This is a genomic window from Pseudomonas sichuanensis (genome assembly GCF_024749065.1).
Taxonomy (GTDB): domain Bacteria; phylum Pseudomonadota; class Gammaproteobacteria; order Pseudomonadales; family Pseudomonadaceae; genus Aquipseudomonas; species Aquipseudomonas sichuanensis.
This window is the reverse complement of sequence record NZ_CP087185.1, coordinates 1,753,481-1,771,004: the sequence shown is the minus strand read 5'-3', so window position 1 is coordinate 1,771,004 and position 17,524 is coordinate 1,753,481. Positions and strand designations below refer to the sequence as shown.

Below are 17,524 nucleotides of genomic sequence, written 5' to 3'. Positions count from 1 at the left end.
ATTTTACCAGAGCGGAGGGCTTGGGGTAAGCGGAATGTCAGGTGTTTGAAGGGCTGCAGGCTGACTCCAGGGACAGCTTTGCGCCTTGCCGTTCGGGCCGTAGCGCCTGCCTGGGCCCTATCGCCGGCAAGCCGGCTCCCACAGGAGTCACATGACCTTCAGGACTAATGCCATACCTGTGGGAGCTGGCTTGCCAGCGATAAGGCCAGCACAGGCAACAGCAGACAGTTGCTCCCGCAGGGATTGCACAACCCTCAATACCCGTGGGAGCGGCGGTGCGCCGCTGATACTTCCCCGCGATGGTTTCAGCCGCGCTCCGGCTGGAAGCGCACCAGAATCCCCTTGAGATTCTGCTGGCGATTGATCACGTCACGCACGCGCTCGGCCTCGGCGCGCTCGATCAACGGCCCCACATACACCCGGTTCATGCCACCGGCCGAACGGATGTAGGCGTTGTAGCCCTGGCTACGCAGGGTGTTTTGCAGTTTTTCGGCACCAGCGCGGTTGGACAGGCTGGCCAGCTGGATCGACCAGCTCACCGGCAGGCCGTTGACGTCGATCTTGCCTGGCGCGGCCGGCTTGCTCGCCGCCGCCGTGACTGCCGGAGCAGGTGCGGGCGCAGGTGCTGGACGAGTTTCAACCTTTGGCGTCGGCACCGGCGTCTGCGGCTTGGGCGCAACAGCCACCTGGGCCTGAGGCGCGGGCGCGATAGGCTGGCTTGGCGTGGTCACTGGCGCCGTCGATTCATCGATCACCACCGGCGCTGGATCAACCTGCTCCGGCAATGGTTGCGGCTCCGGCACCTGCACCGGCTCGACCTGCACCTGAGGCAAGCTCGGCATGGCTGGCGCCTGGGGCGCCTCGACGCGCACCTGACGCATCTCGTCCTCGCGGGTGAACAGCATCGGCAGGAAGATCACCGCCAGCGCCACCAGCACCAGCGCACCGACCATGCGCTGCTTCATCCCTTTATCCAGCACTGCCATCTACTCCATCCTCTGGGGCCTGCCGTTCAAGCCAGGCCAGGGCCTCGCCGACGCAGAAAAACGAACCGAACAGCAGGATCTGGTCATCCGCCGTCGCCTGGGCGCACTGCCCTTCCAGGGCAGCATCGACGCTGGGGTGAGACTTCACTGTCGCACCGAGGTTCGTCAAGGCCTTGGCCAGTTCCTCAGCCGGGCGGCTGCGCGGCGTATCCAGCGGAGCCACAGCCCAATGCCCGACCAATCCCTGCAAAGGCTCGATTACGCCCTGCAGATCCTTGTCGGCCAACAGACCGAAAACAGCCAGGCGCCGACCCTTCGGCGGGCGGGCCGCCAGGCGACGCGCCAAATACTCGGCCGCATGCGGGTTGTGGCCCACATCCAGCAGCAACTCAACGCGCTTGCCCTTGAATACCAGCGAGCGCCGATCCAGCCGACCGGTGATACGGGTGTCCAGCAGCGCCTGCTTAACCAGTGCCTCATCCCACGGCAGGCCCATCAGCGCAAAAGCCTGCAGGGCTAGCGCTGCGTTCTCCATGGGCAGGTCGAGCAACGGCAGGTCGCGCAACTCAAGCTGCGTTCCATCGGCCTTGCTGCCGCGCCAATGCCAGTGGTCGTCGGTACTGGCCAGGTCGAAGTCGCGCCCGCGCAGGAACAACGGGCAAGCCAGCTCGCTCGCTTTGTCCAACAAGGGTTGCGGCGGATCCAGGTCACCGCACAGGGCCGGTTTGCCCTGGCGGAAGATCCCGGCCTTCTCGAAGGCCACCAATTCGCGGGTGTTCCCCAGGTAGTCGACATGATCGACACCGATACTGGTGACCAGCGAAATGTCGGCATCCACCACATTGACCGTATCCAGCCGGCCGCCCAGGCCTACCTCGAGCACCACGGCATCCAGTTGCGACTGGCTGAACAGCCAGAACGCCGCCAGGGTACCCATCTCGAAATAGGTCAGCGAGGTATCGCCGCGTGCCGCCTCGACGGCGACAAAGGCTTCGCACAGCTGCTCATCGCTGGCTTCGACGCCATCGATGAGCACGCGCTCGTTGTAACGCAACAGGTGCGGTGAACTGTAAACCCCGACCTTGAGCCCCTGGGCGCGCAGCAGCGAGGCCACGAAAGCACAGGTGGAGCCTTTGCCGTTGGTGCCGGTGACCGTCACCACGCGAGGCGCCAGCTTGCCCAACTGCAGGCGCGCCAGCACCCGCTGGGAACGCTCCAGGCCCATGTCGATGGCCGTAGGGTGCAACTGTTCGAGGTAGGCGAGCCACTCGCCCAGGTTGCGCTGGCTCATCACGCTACCGCAGCCGCCTCACGGGCTTCTGCCGGGGTTGCCTGGCCGGTCATCTGGGCCAGCAGGCGGGCCAGGCGCGGACGCAACTGGTCACGGGAGATGATCAGGTCGATGGCGCCATGCTCCAGCAGGAACTCGCTGCGCTGGAAGCCTTCTGGCAGTTTCTCGCGCACGGTCTGCTCGATGACCCGCGGGCCGGCGAAACCGATCAGTGCCTTGGGCTCGCCGACGATCACGTCGCCGAGCATTGCCAGGCTGGCGGAAACACCGCCATAGACCGGGTCGGTCAGCACCGAAATGAACGGGATGCCTTCTTCACGCAGGCGCGCCAGCACCGCCGAGGTCTTGGCCATCTGCATCAGCGAGATCAGCGCTTCCTGCATGCGCGCACCACCGGAGGCGGAGAAGCACACCATCGGGCAGCGGTTCTCCAGGGCGTAGTTGGCAGCGCGCACGAAGCGTTCGCCGACGATGGCACCCATCGAACCACCCATGAAGGAGAATTCGAATGCGCTGACCACGATCGGCATGCCCATCAGGGTACCGCTCATGGAGATCAGTGCGTCTTTCTCGCCGGTCTGCTTCTGGGCAGCGGTCAGGCGGTCCTTGTACTTCTTGCCGTCACGGAACTTCAGGCGATCGACCGGTTCCAGGTCGGCACCCAGTTCGGCACGGCCGTCCTGGTCGAGGAAGATGTCGATGCGCGCACGTGCGCCGATGCGCATGTGGTGGTTGCACTTGGGGCAGACATCGAGGGTCTTTTCCAGCTCCGGACGGTAAAGCACGGCCTCGCAGGACGGGCACTTGTGCCACAGCCCTTCGGGCACCGAGCTCTTCTTCACCTCGGAACGCATGATCGAAGGGATCAGTTTGTCTACCAACCAGTTGCTCATGCTTTCTTTCTCCAGTAATGGCGGGCGGGAGGCATTGCCTGCCCCACCCTGCCCTTGAGCTCAAATTCTGCTTTGAAACGACGATGGGCCGGCCATGACTGCGCCATGTACCGCCCCACCTCCAATAATTACGCCGATGGCCTGAGCCGCTGCCTTGCAGGCGCGGCCTGGCAGCATCGGGCTGCGAAACCTATGGACGATGGCGCGCGGCCAGCCGTCACATCCACCATCACGCCTGGCGCACTGCCTGCATGAAGGCCTCGATCTTCACGGCATCCTTGATGCCCTTGGCCTGCTCCACGCCGCCACTGACATCCACCGCGTACGGGCGCACCTGACGGATGGCCTCGGCGACATTATCGGCCGACAGGCCGCCAGCCAGGATGATCGGTTTGCTCAGGTGTTGCGGTATCAAAGACCAGTCGAACGCTTCGCCGGTTCCCCCCGGGATGCCGGGCACATAAGCGTCCAGCAGGATGCCGCGGGCGCCGGCGTAGTGCTTGCAGGCCGCCTCGAGGTCATCGCCGGGCCGTACACGCAGGGCCTTGATCCAGGGGCGATGGTAACCCTCGCAATCAGCCGGGCTCTCATCGCCGTGGAACTGTAGCAGGTCCAGTTGAACGACTTCGAGGATCTCGTTCAGCTCGCAGCGCGAGGCATTGACGAACAGGCCTACGGTCGTCACGAAGGGCGGCAAGGCCTCGACGATCGCCCGGGCCTTGCGTACGTCCACGGCACGTGGGCTTTTTTCATAGAACACCAGGCCGATGGCATCGGCGCCGGCCTCGACAGCGGCGAGGGCGTCCTCGATGCGGGTAATCCCGCAGATCTTGCTGCGAACCTTGCTCATGGACAGCGAACCTTGAGTGATCGATGAAAGCGCCGATGGTAGCAAATGACCTTTGCTCCGTCAGTCCAGCAACGCCTCGAAACCGGTGAGAAAGTGTGGGCCGATGTAACGCTGCGGCAGCTCGTACTCGGGCGGGTACTCCACCTTCACCAGGTACAGCCCATAAGGGTGCGCGGTCACCCCCGCCGCGCGGCGATCACGCCCCTCGAGCACCTCGCGAGCCCATTCCACCGGGCGTTCGCCGGTACCGATGGCCATCAGCACGCCGGCGATGTTGCGCACCATGTGATGGAGGAAGGCGGTTGCACGCACATCGATCACGATCATCTGGCCATGGCGGGTAACGCGCAGGTGATGGATGTGCTTGACCGGCGACTTGGCCTGGCACTGGCTGGCGCGGAAGGCGCTGAAGTCATGGGTGCCGAGCAGGTACTGTGCGGCTTCGGCCATGCGCGTGACATCCAGCGGCCGATGGTTCCAGGTCACTTCCTCGGCAAGGTGGGCCGGACGGATCGGGTCGTTGTAGATGACATAGCGGTAGCGCCGCGCATTGGCTTTGAAGCGGGCATGGAAATCCGCAGGCATTGGCCTGGACCAGACCACGCTGATGTCGTGGGGCAGGTTGAAGTTGGTGCCCAGGGTCCAGGCGCGTTCATCGCGCACGGCCTGGGTATCGAAATGCACGATCTGCCCGCAGCCATGCACCCCGGCGTCGGTGCGCCCGGCACAGATCACGCTGATCGGTTCATTGGCCACCTTCGACAGCGCCTGCTCGAGCGCTTGCTGGACGCTGGGCACACCACTGGCCTGGCGCTGCCAGCCGCGGTAGCGCGAACCTTTGTATTCCACGCCCAGGGCGATACGGGTGAAGCCTTCGGCCGCTGATTCGGCGGCGGCGTTGTCGATGATGTCCAAGAACGTGAAACCTGATGATGTAACAAAAAGGCAGGCAGTATAGCGGTAAACCGCATGCTGGCCGAAACGATCGCGGGGCAAGTCGCATCGGCGCACCGCCGCTCCCACGCGCCCCTCATTACAGGGCTGTTGTGGGAGCGGCGGTGCGCCGATGCGACTTGCCCCGCGATCGATTCAGCGATCAGACCAGGCGCGAGAGCATCTCGTTGGCTTCCTGACGCTGGTTCTCATCGCCATCCTTGGCCACTTCGTCAAGGATGTCGCGAGCGCCGTCGTGGTCACCCATGTCGATGTAGGCACGCGCCAGATCCAGTTTGGTGGCCACTTCGTCGGTACCGGAGAAGAAATCGAAGTCCAGGTCATCCAGCGGCTCCGGCTCCTGGGCGGCGTCTTCGGCGGTGAAGCTTGGCGCATTGTCTGGCGCATCGAGGCTTTGCGACAGCTTGTCGAGCTCGGCGTTGACGTCGTCCAGTTCGGAAGCAAATTTCTGCGCCGCCGGCGAGTCGTCATCCAGCGACAGCGACAGGTCGAAGTCGTCCGGCAGCTCCAGCTCGGAAATCGGGTCGAACTCGGGCATGGCTTCGAAGGCCGCCAACTCGGCCGCCACATCCACCGCCGGCTCCTCGCTGCTGGCCAAGGCCTCTGGCTCACCCACATCAAGGTCGAAATCGGCCAGGTCATCGAGGGCCTGCGGCTGCTCCGGTGCCTGAGCCTGCGCCTGAGCCAACAGAGCTTCAAAATCATCGTCGGCATCGGTTTCGCTGACGGCAGGCGCAGCATCGGCCTGAGGTAGCGCGGCAGCCGACACCGCCTCTTCCAGTGAAGTCAGATCGAGAGGGTCTTCTTCCGGCAGGTCATCACCCAGGCTCAAGTCGAAGGCACTGTCCAGGTCGTCTTCAGCAACCGGGGCCGGTTCAGGCTCTGGCTCTGGCTCCTGGAAGGCTTCGGCAACGGCCTCGGGCTCCACTGCCGGCTCAGGCTCGGCTTCGACGGCAGCCGGCGCCGGGTCCTGCAACAGGTCCTGAACGTACTGTTCGTCCAGCTCGGCAGCCAAGGCTGCGGCGCCAGCCGCCACCGCTGCGACGCCGAGCATCGCCGGGAAGCGCTCCTTGAGCGAAGCGACTTCGGCCTGGTTCTGCTCGCCCGGCGCCAGCTTGCGCTCCTGGCCAGCAAAGGCATCCTGGTCACCCTGACGGGCATACACTTCCATCAGTTTCAGGCGCAGGTCACTGCGCTGCGGCTCGGAAGCGACGGCGGCTTCCAGCAGGTCGGCGGCATGGTTCAGGCGACCACGGGCCAGGCTCTCATCTACCTCGGCGAACAGCGCGGCGCGCGGGTCCACTGCGGGCGCGGCAGGCGCTGGCGCAGGCGCAGGTATCTCGGCAGCCGTTGCCGCCGCCGCCGAGGCGGCGACCACCGCAGGCGACAGGGTGACGCTGGGCGCCGAGACGTCCAGGCCGTCGAAGCTGTCCGGCGGCAGGTCCAGGTCCGGGGCACGGTCGCCCTCTTCGGACAGGGCGCGAGCCATACGCAGGTGTTTTTCAGCTTCCTGCTGGGCTTTGCGCTTGCGCGCCAAAAGCAGCAGCAACAGTAACAGGGCGAGGAACGCCGAGCCGGCAATCAGCCCCAGCAGCAGCGGATTGCCCATCAGTTGATCGAGCGCGCCCTGCTCTTGGGCAGCAGGTGCTTCGCTGGTGGCCGGTGTGGTTGCCGGCGCGGTATCGACCGCAGCAGGTGCTGGCGCCACCACAGGTTCGGCGGGCGTCAACTGGGCGTTGAGGGCTGGCTGCGCGGGGGCAGGTTCGCCTGGCTGTGCCTGCGGTGCCGCACCTTGAGCTTCAAGGCGTGCCAGTTGGTCGTTCTTCAGTTCGATCAGCCGCTGCAGCTTGTCCAGCTGGCTCTGCAGATCGGCCATGCGGCTTTTGAGCTCGTCGTTGTCGCGACGGCTGGTGTCCAGGCTTTCCTGGGCCACGGCAAGCTTGTCGTTCAGTGCCTTGGCCTGGCCAGCGGCGCCTTTGCCGCCGGGGGCCACCAGGCGCAGGTTGTCGCCCTGGGCGATACGCGCCGGGGCCTCGCCGGCCTGGCCACGACGGGTGGCGTCCAACTGGCGGGCGCGCGGCCCCAGGCGTCGGCCTTCACGCCAGGCGGCGTACTGCTCGGCCACTTCACGGTTGGCTTCGCCCTGGGCAATGCTCTGTACCTGCTGCTGATCGGGCAGGCGCAGCACCTGCCCGGTCTTGAGCTGGTTGATGTTGTTGCCGATGAACGCATCCGGGTTCAACGCCTGGATCGCCAGCATGGTCTGCTGGACCGAGCCGCCCTGGGTATTGCGCGCAGCAATCTGCCACAGCGTGTCACGACGCTTGGTGGTGTAGCTGCCGGAGCTTTGCGCTGGGTTGATGTTGGCCTGGGAGGGCTGGCTGCCCTGGGCCTTGGCCTGATCGAGCAGCACGTTGTAGTCGCGCAGCAGACGCCCCTGCGGCCACATCACCTGGACCAGAAACTTGACCACCGGCTCCGGCAACGCCTTGCTGGAGGTGACGCGCAACACGCTGCGGCCATTGGGGTTGATCACGGGGGTGAAGGTCAGGTCTTCGAGGTAGGTCGGGTAAGCCACCCCGGCCTTGGCGAACTCCTCCGGCGACGCCAGGCTTGGCGCCATCTCGGTTGCGGTGAGGTCGCGCACGTCGAGCAGTTCGATCTCGGCATCCAGTGGCTGGTTCTGTGCCGACTTCAGGGCCAGCTCCCCCAACCCCAAGGCATTCGCCACGCCGGACGACAGCGCCGAGGCTGCCGCGATGGCCAGTACCAGTTTGCGAATTCGAAGCATGAACTCTTCCCTTGTAAGAACCGTCCCAAAAACCCTGTTGTGGTGCAGGACAAAATTGCTGGTCAGTATCTTTTACGCCATGTGTTTAATCAACAATTGCGCCACCTGCACGGCGTTGAGTGCCGCGCCTTTGCGCACATTGTCGGTGGTCAGCCAGAGGTTGAGCTGTTCATCCTCATCTATCCCGTGACGTACACGACCAACATAGACCACGTCCTGGCCCACTGCGTCACCTACCGGGGTCGGATAATCGCCTGGCTCTACCAGTTCGATGCTCTCGGCCGCCTCGAGTACGGTGTTCACAGCGCCCAGATCGACCGGGCGACGGCTCTGCACCGCCACACTGAAGCTATCGCCGAAAAACACCGGGACTTGAATGCAGGACACGGAAATCTTCAATTGAGGCAGGCCCAGCAGTTGGCGCAGCTCACTGACCAGGCGCCGCTCGACGGCGGTATGGCCCTGCTCGTCGGACGCACCGACCTGCGGTAGCAGGTTGAAGGCCACCTGGCGGTCGAAGAAGCGCGGCTCCAGCGGGCGGGCGTTGAGCAGCTCGGCGGTTTGCCGGGCCAGCTCGCTGACCGCCTCCCTGCCCTGGGCCGAAACGGCCAGGCAAGCGTTGACCTGAACGCGCTCGATGTCGAGCAAGCCCTTGAGGGGCGCCAGCGCCACGGCCAGTGCCACCGCGCCTGCGCAGGGGCTGGTGATGAGGGCTGGCTGCGGCAGGTCGGCGATGCGCTCGGCGTTGGCTTCCGGCACCAGCGCCACGGCCCCGTCCAGCACGCCGGACAGGTCGATCACGGTGCAGCCGGCTTGCTGTGCTTTGGGTGCGAAGCTACGGCTGACGGCGGGGCTGGCGGCGAAGAACACCAGTTTCACTTGCTTGAAGTCGAAGCTGTCCACTTCACGGACTTTGAGCTTCTTGCCGGCGAACATGACGCTGCTGCCCGCCGATTCCATGCTGGCCAGCAGGTGCAGGGTGGCCACCGGGAAGGACAGTTCCTCGAGGATTTGCACGAGGGTTTCACCGACTGCGCCGGTGGCGCCTACTACGGCGATATCTACTGGGGTGGTCATGGCTGGGGTTCCTTCTGTGTTCAGCGGGTACGGCGGGGAGCGGCACTTTACTTGGATTGTGGGGTGGGAGATAGGTTTGGCTTCGGCTTCTGCTTTCAGAGTGTGGGTTTTGATAGATGTATGCGCATTCGTTGGCGATGGCGACGCTTAGTCACCTTTCCGCCCTTACGGCGGCCTACTTTGGTCTTGGCCAAAGTAGGCAAAGCCGCCTGCTCCCATCATACGGCCCCTGCGCTGCGCTCCGGGGTCCCCTCGCTCCGGTGCCTTCCGGGCCCGCGCGGCCTACGACTTGCTGCGCAAGTCTACATCTCGCGCCTTCGGCTACGCCGAAGGGTGCTGCGCACCAGGGCCCTACAGTCACCTCCACTCGGCCTCCTGAAGTCGCAATTTGTGTTGCCTGGACTATTGCGCGCTTAGAAGCAAAATCAAAAACAGATCAAGAGCAGATCAAGAGCAGGTCAAGAGCAGGTCAAGAGCAGGTCAAGAGCAGTAATGCGGCTAACTAGGTTTGGCTGTTGTTTCCGTGTTGTTTGTTCGGGCCCTATCGCCGGCAAGCCGGCTCCCACAGGTACAGCGCAAGTCTGAAAGTTCGCACTAACCTGTGGGAGCTGGCTTGCCAGCGATTGCAATCCTGAGCTCCCAGCCAATCCAACTAGCGACAGCTAACGCCAGCCCAGGCGCCGCCCCTAACTTCGCGACTTCAGGAGGCTGAGCGTAGGCGTCTGGAGGGCCCTGGTGCGCAGCACCCTTCGGCGCAGCCGAAGGCGCGAGATGTAGACTTGCGCAGCAAGTCGGAGGCCGCGCGGGCCCGCAGGACGCCGGAGCGAAGGGACCCCGAAGCGCAGCGTAGGGGCCGTATGATGGGAGCGAGCGGCTTTGCCTACTTTGGCCAAGATGTATGGACTTGAGACATCGTTGACACCTGTGCGGGGACATGGTGGACACATTATCGCTTACCGTCGGGGTTGTTGAAGTCGATGGTTCGCAGCTTGTGTTGGCAGAAGTAAACATCAAAATGGTCAGCTCCTTGATCGCTACGGCGGAGCGCTAACACATAGCCCGCTAGCGCCTTCGCTATCCGAAATGAGCGCTTCTTGAAGCGGAACTGACTGCTGTAGGGCTTCACCAGAATATCGTCGGGACCGTATTCAATGGTCGGTAGACGGCTTGGGAAAGCCCGCCTGCTCATCTGGTAGCGATCTGCCGGCACTTTGTAGTCCAGTTGCTGATGAGGACGCTTGTAGTTGTAGATGCCCCGCCAGAGGTCGAAAGCTTCCTGCGCTTCTCGCAGATCCCGAAAGCTGCGCCCTGTCAGTACCTCGGCCTTGAGCGTCCGATGGAATCGCTCATCCTTGCCATTGGTTTGTGGGTGGCCTGGCCTGCTGAAAGTCAGTCGAATTCCCAGGCGAACCAGCCAGATACCTAGCGGTGTGAGTTCTCCAGGATTTCTTGGTGCTCCCCAGGGCGAGCCATTATCCGCGTTGATCTGCGCAGGCAGTCCATACCGGCTGAATAGATCGGTCAGGTGCTCCATGACCAACCCTGTGCGCTGATGTGCGCAGGCCTGTATCACAAGGTTGAAGCGAGAGTGGTCATCAATCAGCGTCAGCGGATAACAAGGTCCCTGGGCCGTTTGGAAGAAGCCTTTAAAATCGATCTGCCACAGATCATTTGGGGCTTCGCGCTCAAAGCGTGTCCATGGTTTAGCAGCCTCAGAGGCCTCTGCGGTGATCAATCCATGCCGATGCAGGACATTGGTTACGGTGCTGGCACAGATTCGCTGATCAAGCAGATGACTGATCTTTCGGCCACCCCACGTGGAGTGCTCCTTACGGATGGCAATCACTTCCTCTTCTAGCCCAGGCTGAGTCTTGCGAGGGCTGACGGCCGGCTTTCGAGAGCGCTCCTGCAAGCCAGGCAGGCCGTCCTGTCGAAATCGGTTGAGCCATTTGTAACCCGTCTGAGGGCTAATGCCGAACCGGCGGCACAGCTCCCTCATGTTGGCGTCCGGGTGATTGGCCAGGTTAACGAACTCTTCTCTCAAGCTCATGGCATCTCTCGCGTTCCAAGGCATGGTCGTATTCCCGGCAGATTGCTTGCCGAAAAGTGTCCACCATGTCTCCGCACACGTGTCCACCATGTGTCCGGTCCATACACCAAGACCAAAGTAGGCCGCCGTAAGGGCGGAAAGGTGACTACGCGTCGACATCACAAATGAATGCGCATAAAACTTCCAAAACAAACCAACAAACCAACAACTAACCCAGCCCCCATAAAAAACCCGCACCACTCTCATGGCACGGGTTCTCTCAAACCACAAATCACCCCAGAACGATCAACGCTCCAGCAAAATCCGCAGCATGCGACGCAGCGGCTCGGCCGCGCCCCACAGCAGCTGGTCACCCACAGTGAAGGCCCCCAGATACTGCGACCCCATGTTCAGCTTGCGCAGACGCCCAACCGGAATATTCAGCGTGCCAGTCACCTTGGTAGGGCTCAGCTCCTGCATGCTGATCTCACGCTGATTCGGCACCAGCTTCACCCAAGGGTTGTGCTGGCTGATCATGCCTTCGATATCGGCCAGCGGCACATCCTTGTTCAGCTTGATGGTCAGCGCCTGGCTGTGGCAACGCATGGCACCGATGCGCACGCAGATACCGTCAACCGGGATCGGGCTCTTGAAGCGGCCGAGGATCTTGTTGGTCTCGGCCTGGGCCTTCCACTCTTCGCGGCTCTGGCCGTTCGGCAGTTCCTTGTCGATCCACGGGATCAGGCTGCCGGCCAGCGGCACGCCGAAGTTCTCGGTCGGGTAGCCTTCGCCACGCATGGCTTCGGCAACCTTGCGGTCGATGTCGAGGATGGCGCTGGCCGGGTTGGCCAGGTCATCGGCCACGGCCGCATGGGTGGCGCCCATCTGCTTGATCAGTTCACGCATGTTCTGCGCGCCGGCACCCGAGGCCGCCTGGTAGGTCATGGCGCTCATCCACTCGACCAGGCCGGCTTCGAACAGGCCGCCCAGCCCCATCAGCATCAGGCTGACGGTGCAGTTGCCGCCGATGTAGTTCTTGGTGCCGGCATCCAGCTGCTGGTCGATGACCTTGCGGTTGACCGGATCGAGGATGATCACGGCGTCGTCCTGCATGCGCAGCGACGAGGCGGCGTCGATCCAGTAGCCCTGCCAGCCCGCTTCACGCAGCTTGGGGAAGACTTCGTTGGTGTAGTCGCCGCCCTGGCAGGTCAGGATGACATCGAGGGTCTTGAGCTCTTCAATGTTGTAGGCGTCCTTCAGCGGGGCAATATCCTTGCCCACGTTCGGACCCTGGCCACCCACATTGGAGGTGGTGAAGAACACTGGCTCGATCAGGTCGAAGTCCTGCTCTTCGAGCATCCGCTGCATGAGCACGGAACCGACCATTCCACGCCAACCGATCAGACCTACACGTTTCATCGCAACTACACCTTTGCTAAAAGTGGGCCGCCACCAGGTTTTGGTGGCGGGCCAGAGAGATTACAGATTCCGCAGCGCTGCGACTACTGCGTCGCCCATTTCCTGCGTACCGACTTTGGTGCAACCGGCAGACCAGATGTCACCGGTGCGCAGGCCCTGGTCCAGGACCAGGCTGACCGCCTGCTCGATGGCCTCGGCCGCTGCCTGCTGATTGAAGCTGTAGCGCAGCATCATCGACACCGAGAGGATGGTCGCCAGCGGGTTGGCGATGCCCTGCCCGGCGATGTCCGGCGCCGAACCGTGGCACGGCTCGTACATGCCCTTGTTATTGGCATCCAGCGATGCCGAAGGCAGCATGCCGATAGAACCGGTGAGCATGGAAGCTTCATCCGACAGGATGTCGCCGAACATGTTGTCGGTGACCATCACGTCGAACTGCTTGGGCGCGCGCACCAGCTGCATGGCGGCGTTGTCGACGTACATGTGGCTCAGTTCGACGTCCGGGTAACCCTTGGCCACGTCCTCGACCACTTCACGCCACAGCTGGCTGGACGCCAGGACGTTGGCCTTGTCCACCGAGCACAGCTTCTTGCCACGCACGCGGGCCATGTCGAAACCGACGCGGGCGATGCGGCGCACTTCGCTTTCGCTGTATGGCAGGGTGTCGTAGGCCTGGCGCTCGCCACCCTCCAGTTCGCGCTGGCCGCGCGGAGCACCGAAGTAGATGCCGCCGGTCAGTTCGCGGACGATGAGGATGTCCAGGCCGGAGACGATTTCCGGCTTCAGCGACGAGGCATCGGCCAGTTGCGGGTAGAGGATGGCCGGGCGCAGGTTGGCGAACAGGCCCAGTTGCGAACGGATCTTCAGCAAGCCGCGCTCAGGACGGATGTCACGCTCGATCTTGTCCCACTTCGGGCCACCCACGGCGCCCAGCAGCACGGCGTCGGCCTGGCGTGCACGCTCCAGGGTCTCGTCGGCCAGCGGCACACCGTGCTTGTCGATGGCAGCGCCGCCGATCACGTCGTGGGCGAGGCTGAAGCCGAGCTGGAACTTGTCGTTGGCCAGCTCCAGCACCTTGACCGCCTCGGCCATGATTTCCGGGCCGATGCCATCACCTGGGAGAATCAGAATCTGCTTGCTCATGCTTTCCTCTATCCATCAAAGCGACGCGGCCGCCTCGGCCCCGTCGTGAATAATCAGCGTTCGGCCCAGAGTACCAGCACATCGGTGCTGAACGAGCCATCGGCCTCAATCTGGTAATACTGCCGCACTTCCTCGCCCATGGCTTGCTGCAACTGGCGGATAGCCACGCGCAGTGGGTCGGGGGTACGCATGCGCTCGACCCAGGAGTGCCATTCCAGGCGCAGGCGCTGACGAGTGTGGCTGCGCACATGCAGGCCAGCCTCGCTGACCTGGCGCTGCCATTCGGCGGCGCTGTAGTCGCGTACGTGGCTGGTGTCGCGCAGCACTTCGACCGTCTGCAGGTAGGTATCGAGCAGCGGGCTGCCAGGCGACATGACATCGATGAAGGCCGCCACCCCGCCCGGTTTCAGCACCCGGCGCACTTCACGCAGGGCCAGGCCCAGGTCGCTCCAGTGGTGCGCCGAATAACGGCTGAACACATGGTCGAAGCTGGCATCGGCGAACGGCAGGCGTTCGGCGGCGCCGCGCTCGGTGGTGATATTGGCCAGGCCGCGTTCGGCTGCCGCAGCGGCCACCACGTCGAGCATCGACTGCGAGAGGTCGTAGGCCACCACTTCACCGACCAGCGGCGCGACGTGGAAACTGACATGGCCGGCACCACAGCCGAGGTCCAGTACCCGGGCCGCACCCTGCCCGGCCAGCTCGGCCTGCAGCAGGGCAAATTCGCTGCCCTGGGCGTGCACGGCGCTGCTGAGGTAGGCGCTGGCCTGTTCGCCGAACTGGCGCTGAACCACGTCGGTGTGGGTGGTGCTGGTCATGGGCGCATTCCTTTTGATTTTGGGTTGACTCTACGGCCGCTATCGCCGGCAAGCCGGCTCCCACACCGACCCCACATGCTCCAAGACCTGTGCAGTACCTGTGGGAGCCGGCTTGCCGGCGATGAGGCCAGCAAACCCGGTTACATCATTCAGGCATCACGGAACAGCCAAGGCTGACTGGCGCGGTGCTTGCCTTCGAATGCCTTGATCGCGTCGCTGTCCTGCAGGGTCAGGCCGATGTCGTCGAGGCCGTTGAGCAGGCAGTGCTTGCGGAACGCGTCGATCTCGAACTTCAGCACCTTGCCATCCGGACGGGTCACGGCCTGGGCATCGAGGTCGATGGTCAGCTGGTAGCCTGGGTTGGCTTCGACCTGCTTGAACAGCTCGTCGACTTCAGCGGCATCGAGAATGATCGGCAGCAGGCCGTTCTTGAAGCTGTTGTTGAAGAAGATGTCGGCAAAGCTCGGCGCGATCACGCTGCGGAAGCCGTACTCGTCCAGCGCCCATGGCGCGTGCTCGCGGCTGGAGCCGCAACCGAAGTTCTCACGCGCCAGCAGCACGCTGGCACCTTGGTAGCGCTTGTGGTTGAGCACGAACTCTTGGTTGACCGGGCGCTTGCTGTTGTCCTGGTAGGGCTGGCCCACGTCCAGGTAGCGCCACTCGTCGAACAGGTTGGGGCCAAAGCCGGTGCGCTTGATCGACTTCAAAAACTGCTTGGGGATGATCTGGTCGGTATCGACGTTGGCACGGTCCAACGGCGCAACGAGGCCAGTGTGCTGGGTAAAGGCTTTCATGCTGCGCTCCCTTGGATCAACTCGCGGACATCGATGAAGTGGCCGGTCACCGCGGCGGCGGCGGCCATGGCCGGGCTGACCAGGTGGGTACGACCACCGGCGCCCTGGCGGCCTTCGAAGTTGCGGTTGGAGGTAGACGCGCAGTGCTCGCCGCTCTCCAGGCGATCCGGGTTCATCGCCAGGCACATCGAGCAGCCAGGCTCACGCCATTCAAAGCCGGCTTCGAGGAAGATCTTGTCCAGGCCTTCACGCTCGGCCTGGGCCTTGACCAGGCCCGAGCCCGGCACGACGATCGCCTGCTTGACGCTGGAGGCGACCTTGCGCCCCTTGGCGATTTCGGCCGCGGCGCGCAGGTCTTCGATGCGCGAGTTGGTGCACGAGCCGATGAACACGCGATCCAGCTGGATATCGGTGATCGCCTGGTTGGCACTGAGCCCCATGTACTTCAAGGCACGTTCGATCGAGCCACGCTTGATCAGGTCGGCCTCGGCGGCCGGGTCCGGCACGCGCTGATCGACGGCCAGGACCATCTCGGGCGAGGTGCCCCAGCTGACTTGCGGTTTGATCTGGCTGGCATCCAGCTCGACCACGGTGTCGAACACGGCGTCTTCATCCGATACCAGGTCTTTCCACGACTCGACCGCTTGCTTCCACTGCTCGCCTTTCGGTGCGTACGGGCGGCCTTCGACATAGGCGACGGTGGTCGCATCGGTGGCCACCAGGCCCACACGGGCGCCGGCTTCGATGGACATATTGCAGATGGTCATGCGGCCTTCCATCGACAGCTCGCGGATGGCGCTGCCGGCGAACTCCATGGCATGGCCGTTGCCGCCGGCGGTACCGATCTTGCCGATCACGGCCAGGACGATGTCCTTGGCGGTGACGCCGACAGGCAATTGGCCCTCGACGCGCACCAGCATGTTCTTCATTTTCTTGGCGACCAGGCACTGGGTGGCGAGCACGTGCTCGACCTCGGAGGTACCGATGCCGTGGGCCAGGGCACCAAAGGCGCCGTGGGTGGAGGTGTGCGAGTCGCCGCAGACCACGGTCATGCCCGGCAAGGTCGCGCCCTGCTCGGGGCTGATGACGTGGACGATGCCCTGGCGTTCGTCGTTCATCTTGAATTCGACGATGCCGTATTCGTCACAGTTTTCATCGAGGGTCTGCACCTGCAGGCGCGACACCTGGTCGACGATGGCCTCGATACCGCCCTTGCGCTCTGGCGTGGTCGGCACGTTGTGGTCGGGCGTGGCGATGTTGGCATCGATGCGCCACGGCTTGCGATTGGCCAGGCGCAGGCCTTCGAAGGCCTGGGGCGACGTCACTTCGTGGATGATGTGGCGGTCGATGTAGATCAAGGACGAGCCGTCATCGCGGCGCTTGACCTCATGGGCTTCCCAGAGTTTGTCGTAGAGCGTTTTGCCAGCCATCAGACTGTTCCTCATCAGCGTCTTTCTATGCCAAAGACCCCTTGGCTTGTACGGACGATGCTATGGCGATAGATTGAATAACTCAAATTCATAATTTTCATGCTTTGCATAACCATCAGGAATCTGAATCGTGGACCTGGCCAACCTCAGCGCATTTATCGCGATTGCCGAAACCGGCAGCTTCTCTGGCGCGGCTGAACGCCTGTTCCTGACCCAGCCGGCCATCAGCAAACGCATCGCCGGGCTCGAGCAGCAACTGGACGTACGCCTGTTCGACCGGCTGGGGCGGGAAGTGAGCCTGACCGAAGCCGGCCGCGCCCTGCTGCCCCGTGCCTATCAGATCCTCAACGTGCTCGATGATACTCGCCGCGCGCTGACCAACCTGACCGGGGAGGTGAGCGGTCGCCTGACCCTGGCCACCAGCCACCATATTGGCCTGCACCGCTTGCCACCGGTGCTGCGGGCGTTCACCCGGCTACACCCGGCAGTGGCGCTGGATATCCAGTTCATGGATTCGGAAGCCGCCTACGATGAAATCCTCCATGGCCGCGCCGAAATTGCCGTGATCACCCTGGCTCCCGAGCCGCATCACCTGGTCAGGGCGACCCCGGTCTGGGAGGACGCCCTGGACTTCGTCGCCGCGCCCGAACACCCGCTGGCCAGCAGCGGCCAGGTCAGCCTGGCCGACGTGGCCCGACACCCGGCGGTTTTCCCCGGCGGTAACACCTTCACCCATCACATCGTCCAGCGCCTGTTCGAAAGCCAGGGCCTGACGCCGAATATCGCCATGAGCACTAACTACCTGGAAACCATCAAGATGATGGTTTCCATCGGCCTGGCGTGGAGTGTGCTGCCGCGTACTATGCTGGATGAGCAGGTGGCGTCCATCGCCCTGCCCGGCATACAGCTGTCGCGCCAGCTAGGCTACATTTTGCACACAGAACGCACGCTATCGAACGCGGCCAGGGCCTTCATGGCCCTGCTCGACAGCCACGCGGGGCCCGCCTGACCGGTCGTCAGTACGGCAGTACACTTCCCAAGGACGCGAC

At 63.5% G+C, this 17,524-nt stretch carries 14 protein-coding genes; 1 reads left to right on the top strand and 13 read right to left on the bottom strand.

The annotated features are described in order from the left end of the window. Positions 1–305: 305 nt before the first annotated feature. The 13 genes from LOY51_RS08245 to leuC form a co-directional block, all read right to left on the bottom strand. Positions 306–986, bottom strand: a complete 681-nt coding sequence (locus LOY51_RS08245) for an SPOR domain-containing protein (RefSeq protein WP_258645645.1) — start codon at positions 984–986, stop codon at positions 306–308. Beyond that, on the bottom strand, positions 970–2,277 hold the full coding sequence (gene folC, locus LOY51_RS08240) for a bifunctional tetrahydrofolate synthase/dihydrofolate synthase (RefSeq protein ID WP_258645642.1): 1,308 nt from the start codon (positions 2,275–2,277) through the stop codon (positions 970–972). Before folC ends, LOY51_RS08245 begins: the two co-directional genes overlap by 17 nt. After that, entirely contained in the window at positions 2,277–3,170 is an 894-nt protein-coding gene (gene accD / locus LOY51_RS08235) for an acetyl-CoA carboxylase, carboxyltransferase subunit beta (protein ID WP_125857917.1), read from the bottom strand. Before accD ends, folC begins: the two co-directional genes overlap by 1 nt. 229 nt (positions 3,171–3,399) lie before the next feature. Next, the gene (locus tag LOY51_RS08230) at positions 3,400–4,020 is read right to left on the bottom strand and encodes a phosphoribosylanthranilate isomerase (RefSeq protein ID WP_125463261.1); all 621 of its coding nucleotides are present in this window, start codon (positions 4,018–4,020) and stop codon (positions 3,400–3,402) included. A gap of 60 nt (positions 4,021–4,080) precedes the next feature. After that, positions 4,081–4,935, bottom strand: coding sequence for a tRNA pseudouridine(38-40) synthase TruA (truA, locus tag LOY51_RS08225; RefSeq protein ID WP_125463260.1), 855 nt, complete (start codon positions 4,933–4,935; stop codon positions 4,081–4,083). Positions 4,936–5,116: 181 nt separating this feature from the next. Continuing rightward, positions 5,117–7,765 (bottom strand): motility hub landmark protein FimV, encoded by a 2,649-nt coding sequence (locus tag LOY51_RS08220; protein WP_258645640.1) that lies wholly within the window; start codon positions 7,763–7,765, stop codon positions 5,117–5,119. Positions 7,766–7,837: 72 nt separating this feature from the next. Beyond that, a complete protein-coding gene (locus LOY51_RS08215) occupies positions 7,838–8,842 on the bottom strand; it encodes an aspartate-semialdehyde dehydrogenase (RefSeq protein ID WP_125857914.1) in 1,005 nt (334 codons plus the stop codon). Between the two features lie 946 nt (positions 8,843–9,788). Next, on the bottom strand, positions 9,789–10,916 hold the full coding sequence (locus LOY51_RS08210; protein ID WP_258641705.1) for an IS481 family transposase: 1,128 nt from the start codon (positions 10,914–10,916) through the stop codon (positions 9,789–9,791). Between the two features lie 261 nt (positions 10,917–11,177). Further along, positions 11,178–12,290, bottom strand: coding sequence for an aspartate-semialdehyde dehydrogenase (gene asd, locus LOY51_RS08205; RefSeq protein ID WP_125463257.1), 1,113 nt, complete (start codon positions 12,288–12,290; stop codon positions 11,178–11,180). 60 nt (positions 12,291–12,350) lie between these two features. Then, positions 12,351–13,433, bottom strand: coding sequence for a 3-isopropylmalate dehydrogenase (gene leuB / locus LOY51_RS08200; RefSeq protein WP_110996458.1), 1,083 nt, complete (start codon positions 13,431–13,433; stop codon positions 12,351–12,353). 53 nt (positions 13,434–13,486) lie between these two features. Then, entirely contained in the window at positions 13,487–14,251 is a 765-nt protein-coding gene (locus tag LOY51_RS08195) for a class I SAM-dependent methyltransferase (protein WP_258645639.1), read from the bottom strand. Between the two features lie 149 nt (positions 14,252–14,400). After that, positions 14,401–15,045, bottom strand: a complete 645-nt coding sequence (gene leuD / locus LOY51_RS08190) for a 3-isopropylmalate dehydratase small subunit (RefSeq protein WP_258645638.1) — start codon at positions 15,043–15,045, stop codon at positions 14,401–14,403. After that, positions 15,042–16,475, bottom strand: coding sequence for a 3-isopropylmalate dehydratase large subunit (gene leuC, locus LOY51_RS08185; protein ID WP_125463254.1), 1,434 nt, complete (start codon positions 16,473–16,475; stop codon positions 15,042–15,044). Before leuC ends, leuD begins: the two co-directional genes overlap by 4 nt. A gap of 130 nt (positions 16,476–16,605) precedes the next feature. Between leuC and LOY51_RS08180 the strand changes: the two genes are divergently transcribed. Continuing rightward, positions 16,606–17,484, top strand: coding sequence for a LysR family transcriptional regulator (locus tag LOY51_RS08180; protein WP_125857912.1), 879 nt, complete (start codon positions 16,606–16,608; stop codon positions 17,482–17,484). Positions 17,485–17,524 lie beyond the last annotated feature (40 nt).

Excerpts from the sequence above, each read along its gene's own strand:
- LOY51_RS08215 (WP_125857914.1), bottom strand. The coding sequence starts at position 8,842 with ATGACCACCCCAGTAGATATCGCCGTAGTAGGCGCCACCGGCGCAGTC.
- LOY51_RS08220 (WP_258645640.1), bottom strand. The coding sequence starts at position 7,765 with ATGCTTCGAATTCGCAAACTGGTACTGGCCATCGCGGCAGCCTCGGCG.
- asd (WP_125463257.1), bottom strand. The coding sequence starts at position 12,290 with ATGAAACGTGTAGGTCTGATCGGTTGGCGTGGAATGGTCGGTTCCGTG.
- LOY51_RS08210 (WP_258641705.1), bottom strand. The coding sequence starts at position 10,916 with ATGCCTTGGAACGCGAGAGATGCCATGAGCTTGAGAGAAGAGTTCGTT.
- LOY51_RS08195 (WP_258645639.1), bottom strand. The coding sequence starts at position 14,251 with ATGACCAGCACCACCCACACCGACGTGGTTCAGCGCCAGTTCGGCGAA.
- accD (WP_125857917.1), bottom strand. The coding sequence starts at position 3,170 with ATGAGCAACTGGTTGGTAGACAAACTGATCCCTTCGATCATGCGTTCC.
- leuB (WP_110996458.1), bottom strand. The coding sequence starts at position 13,433 with ATGAGCAAGCAGATTCTGATTCTCCCAGGTGATGGCATCGGCCCGGAA.
- leuD (WP_258645638.1), bottom strand. The coding sequence starts at position 15,045 with ATGAAAGCCTTTACCCAGCACACTGGCCTCGTTGCGCCGTTGGACCGT.
- folC (WP_258645642.1), bottom strand. The coding sequence starts at position 2,277 with ATGAGCCAGCGCAACCTGGGCGAGTGGCTCGCCTACCTCGAACAGTTG.
- LOY51_RS08230 (WP_125463261.1), bottom strand. The coding sequence starts at position 4,020 with ATGAGCAAGGTTCGCAGCAAGATCTGCGGGATTACCCGCATCGAGGAC.
- LOY51_RS08245 (WP_258645645.1), bottom strand. The coding sequence starts at position 986 with ATGGCAGTGCTGGATAAAGGGATGAAGCAGCGCATGGTCGGTGCGCTG.
- leuC (WP_125463254.1), bottom strand. The coding sequence starts at position 16,475 with ATGGCTGGCAAAACGCTCTACGACAAACTCTGGGAAGCCCATGAGGTC.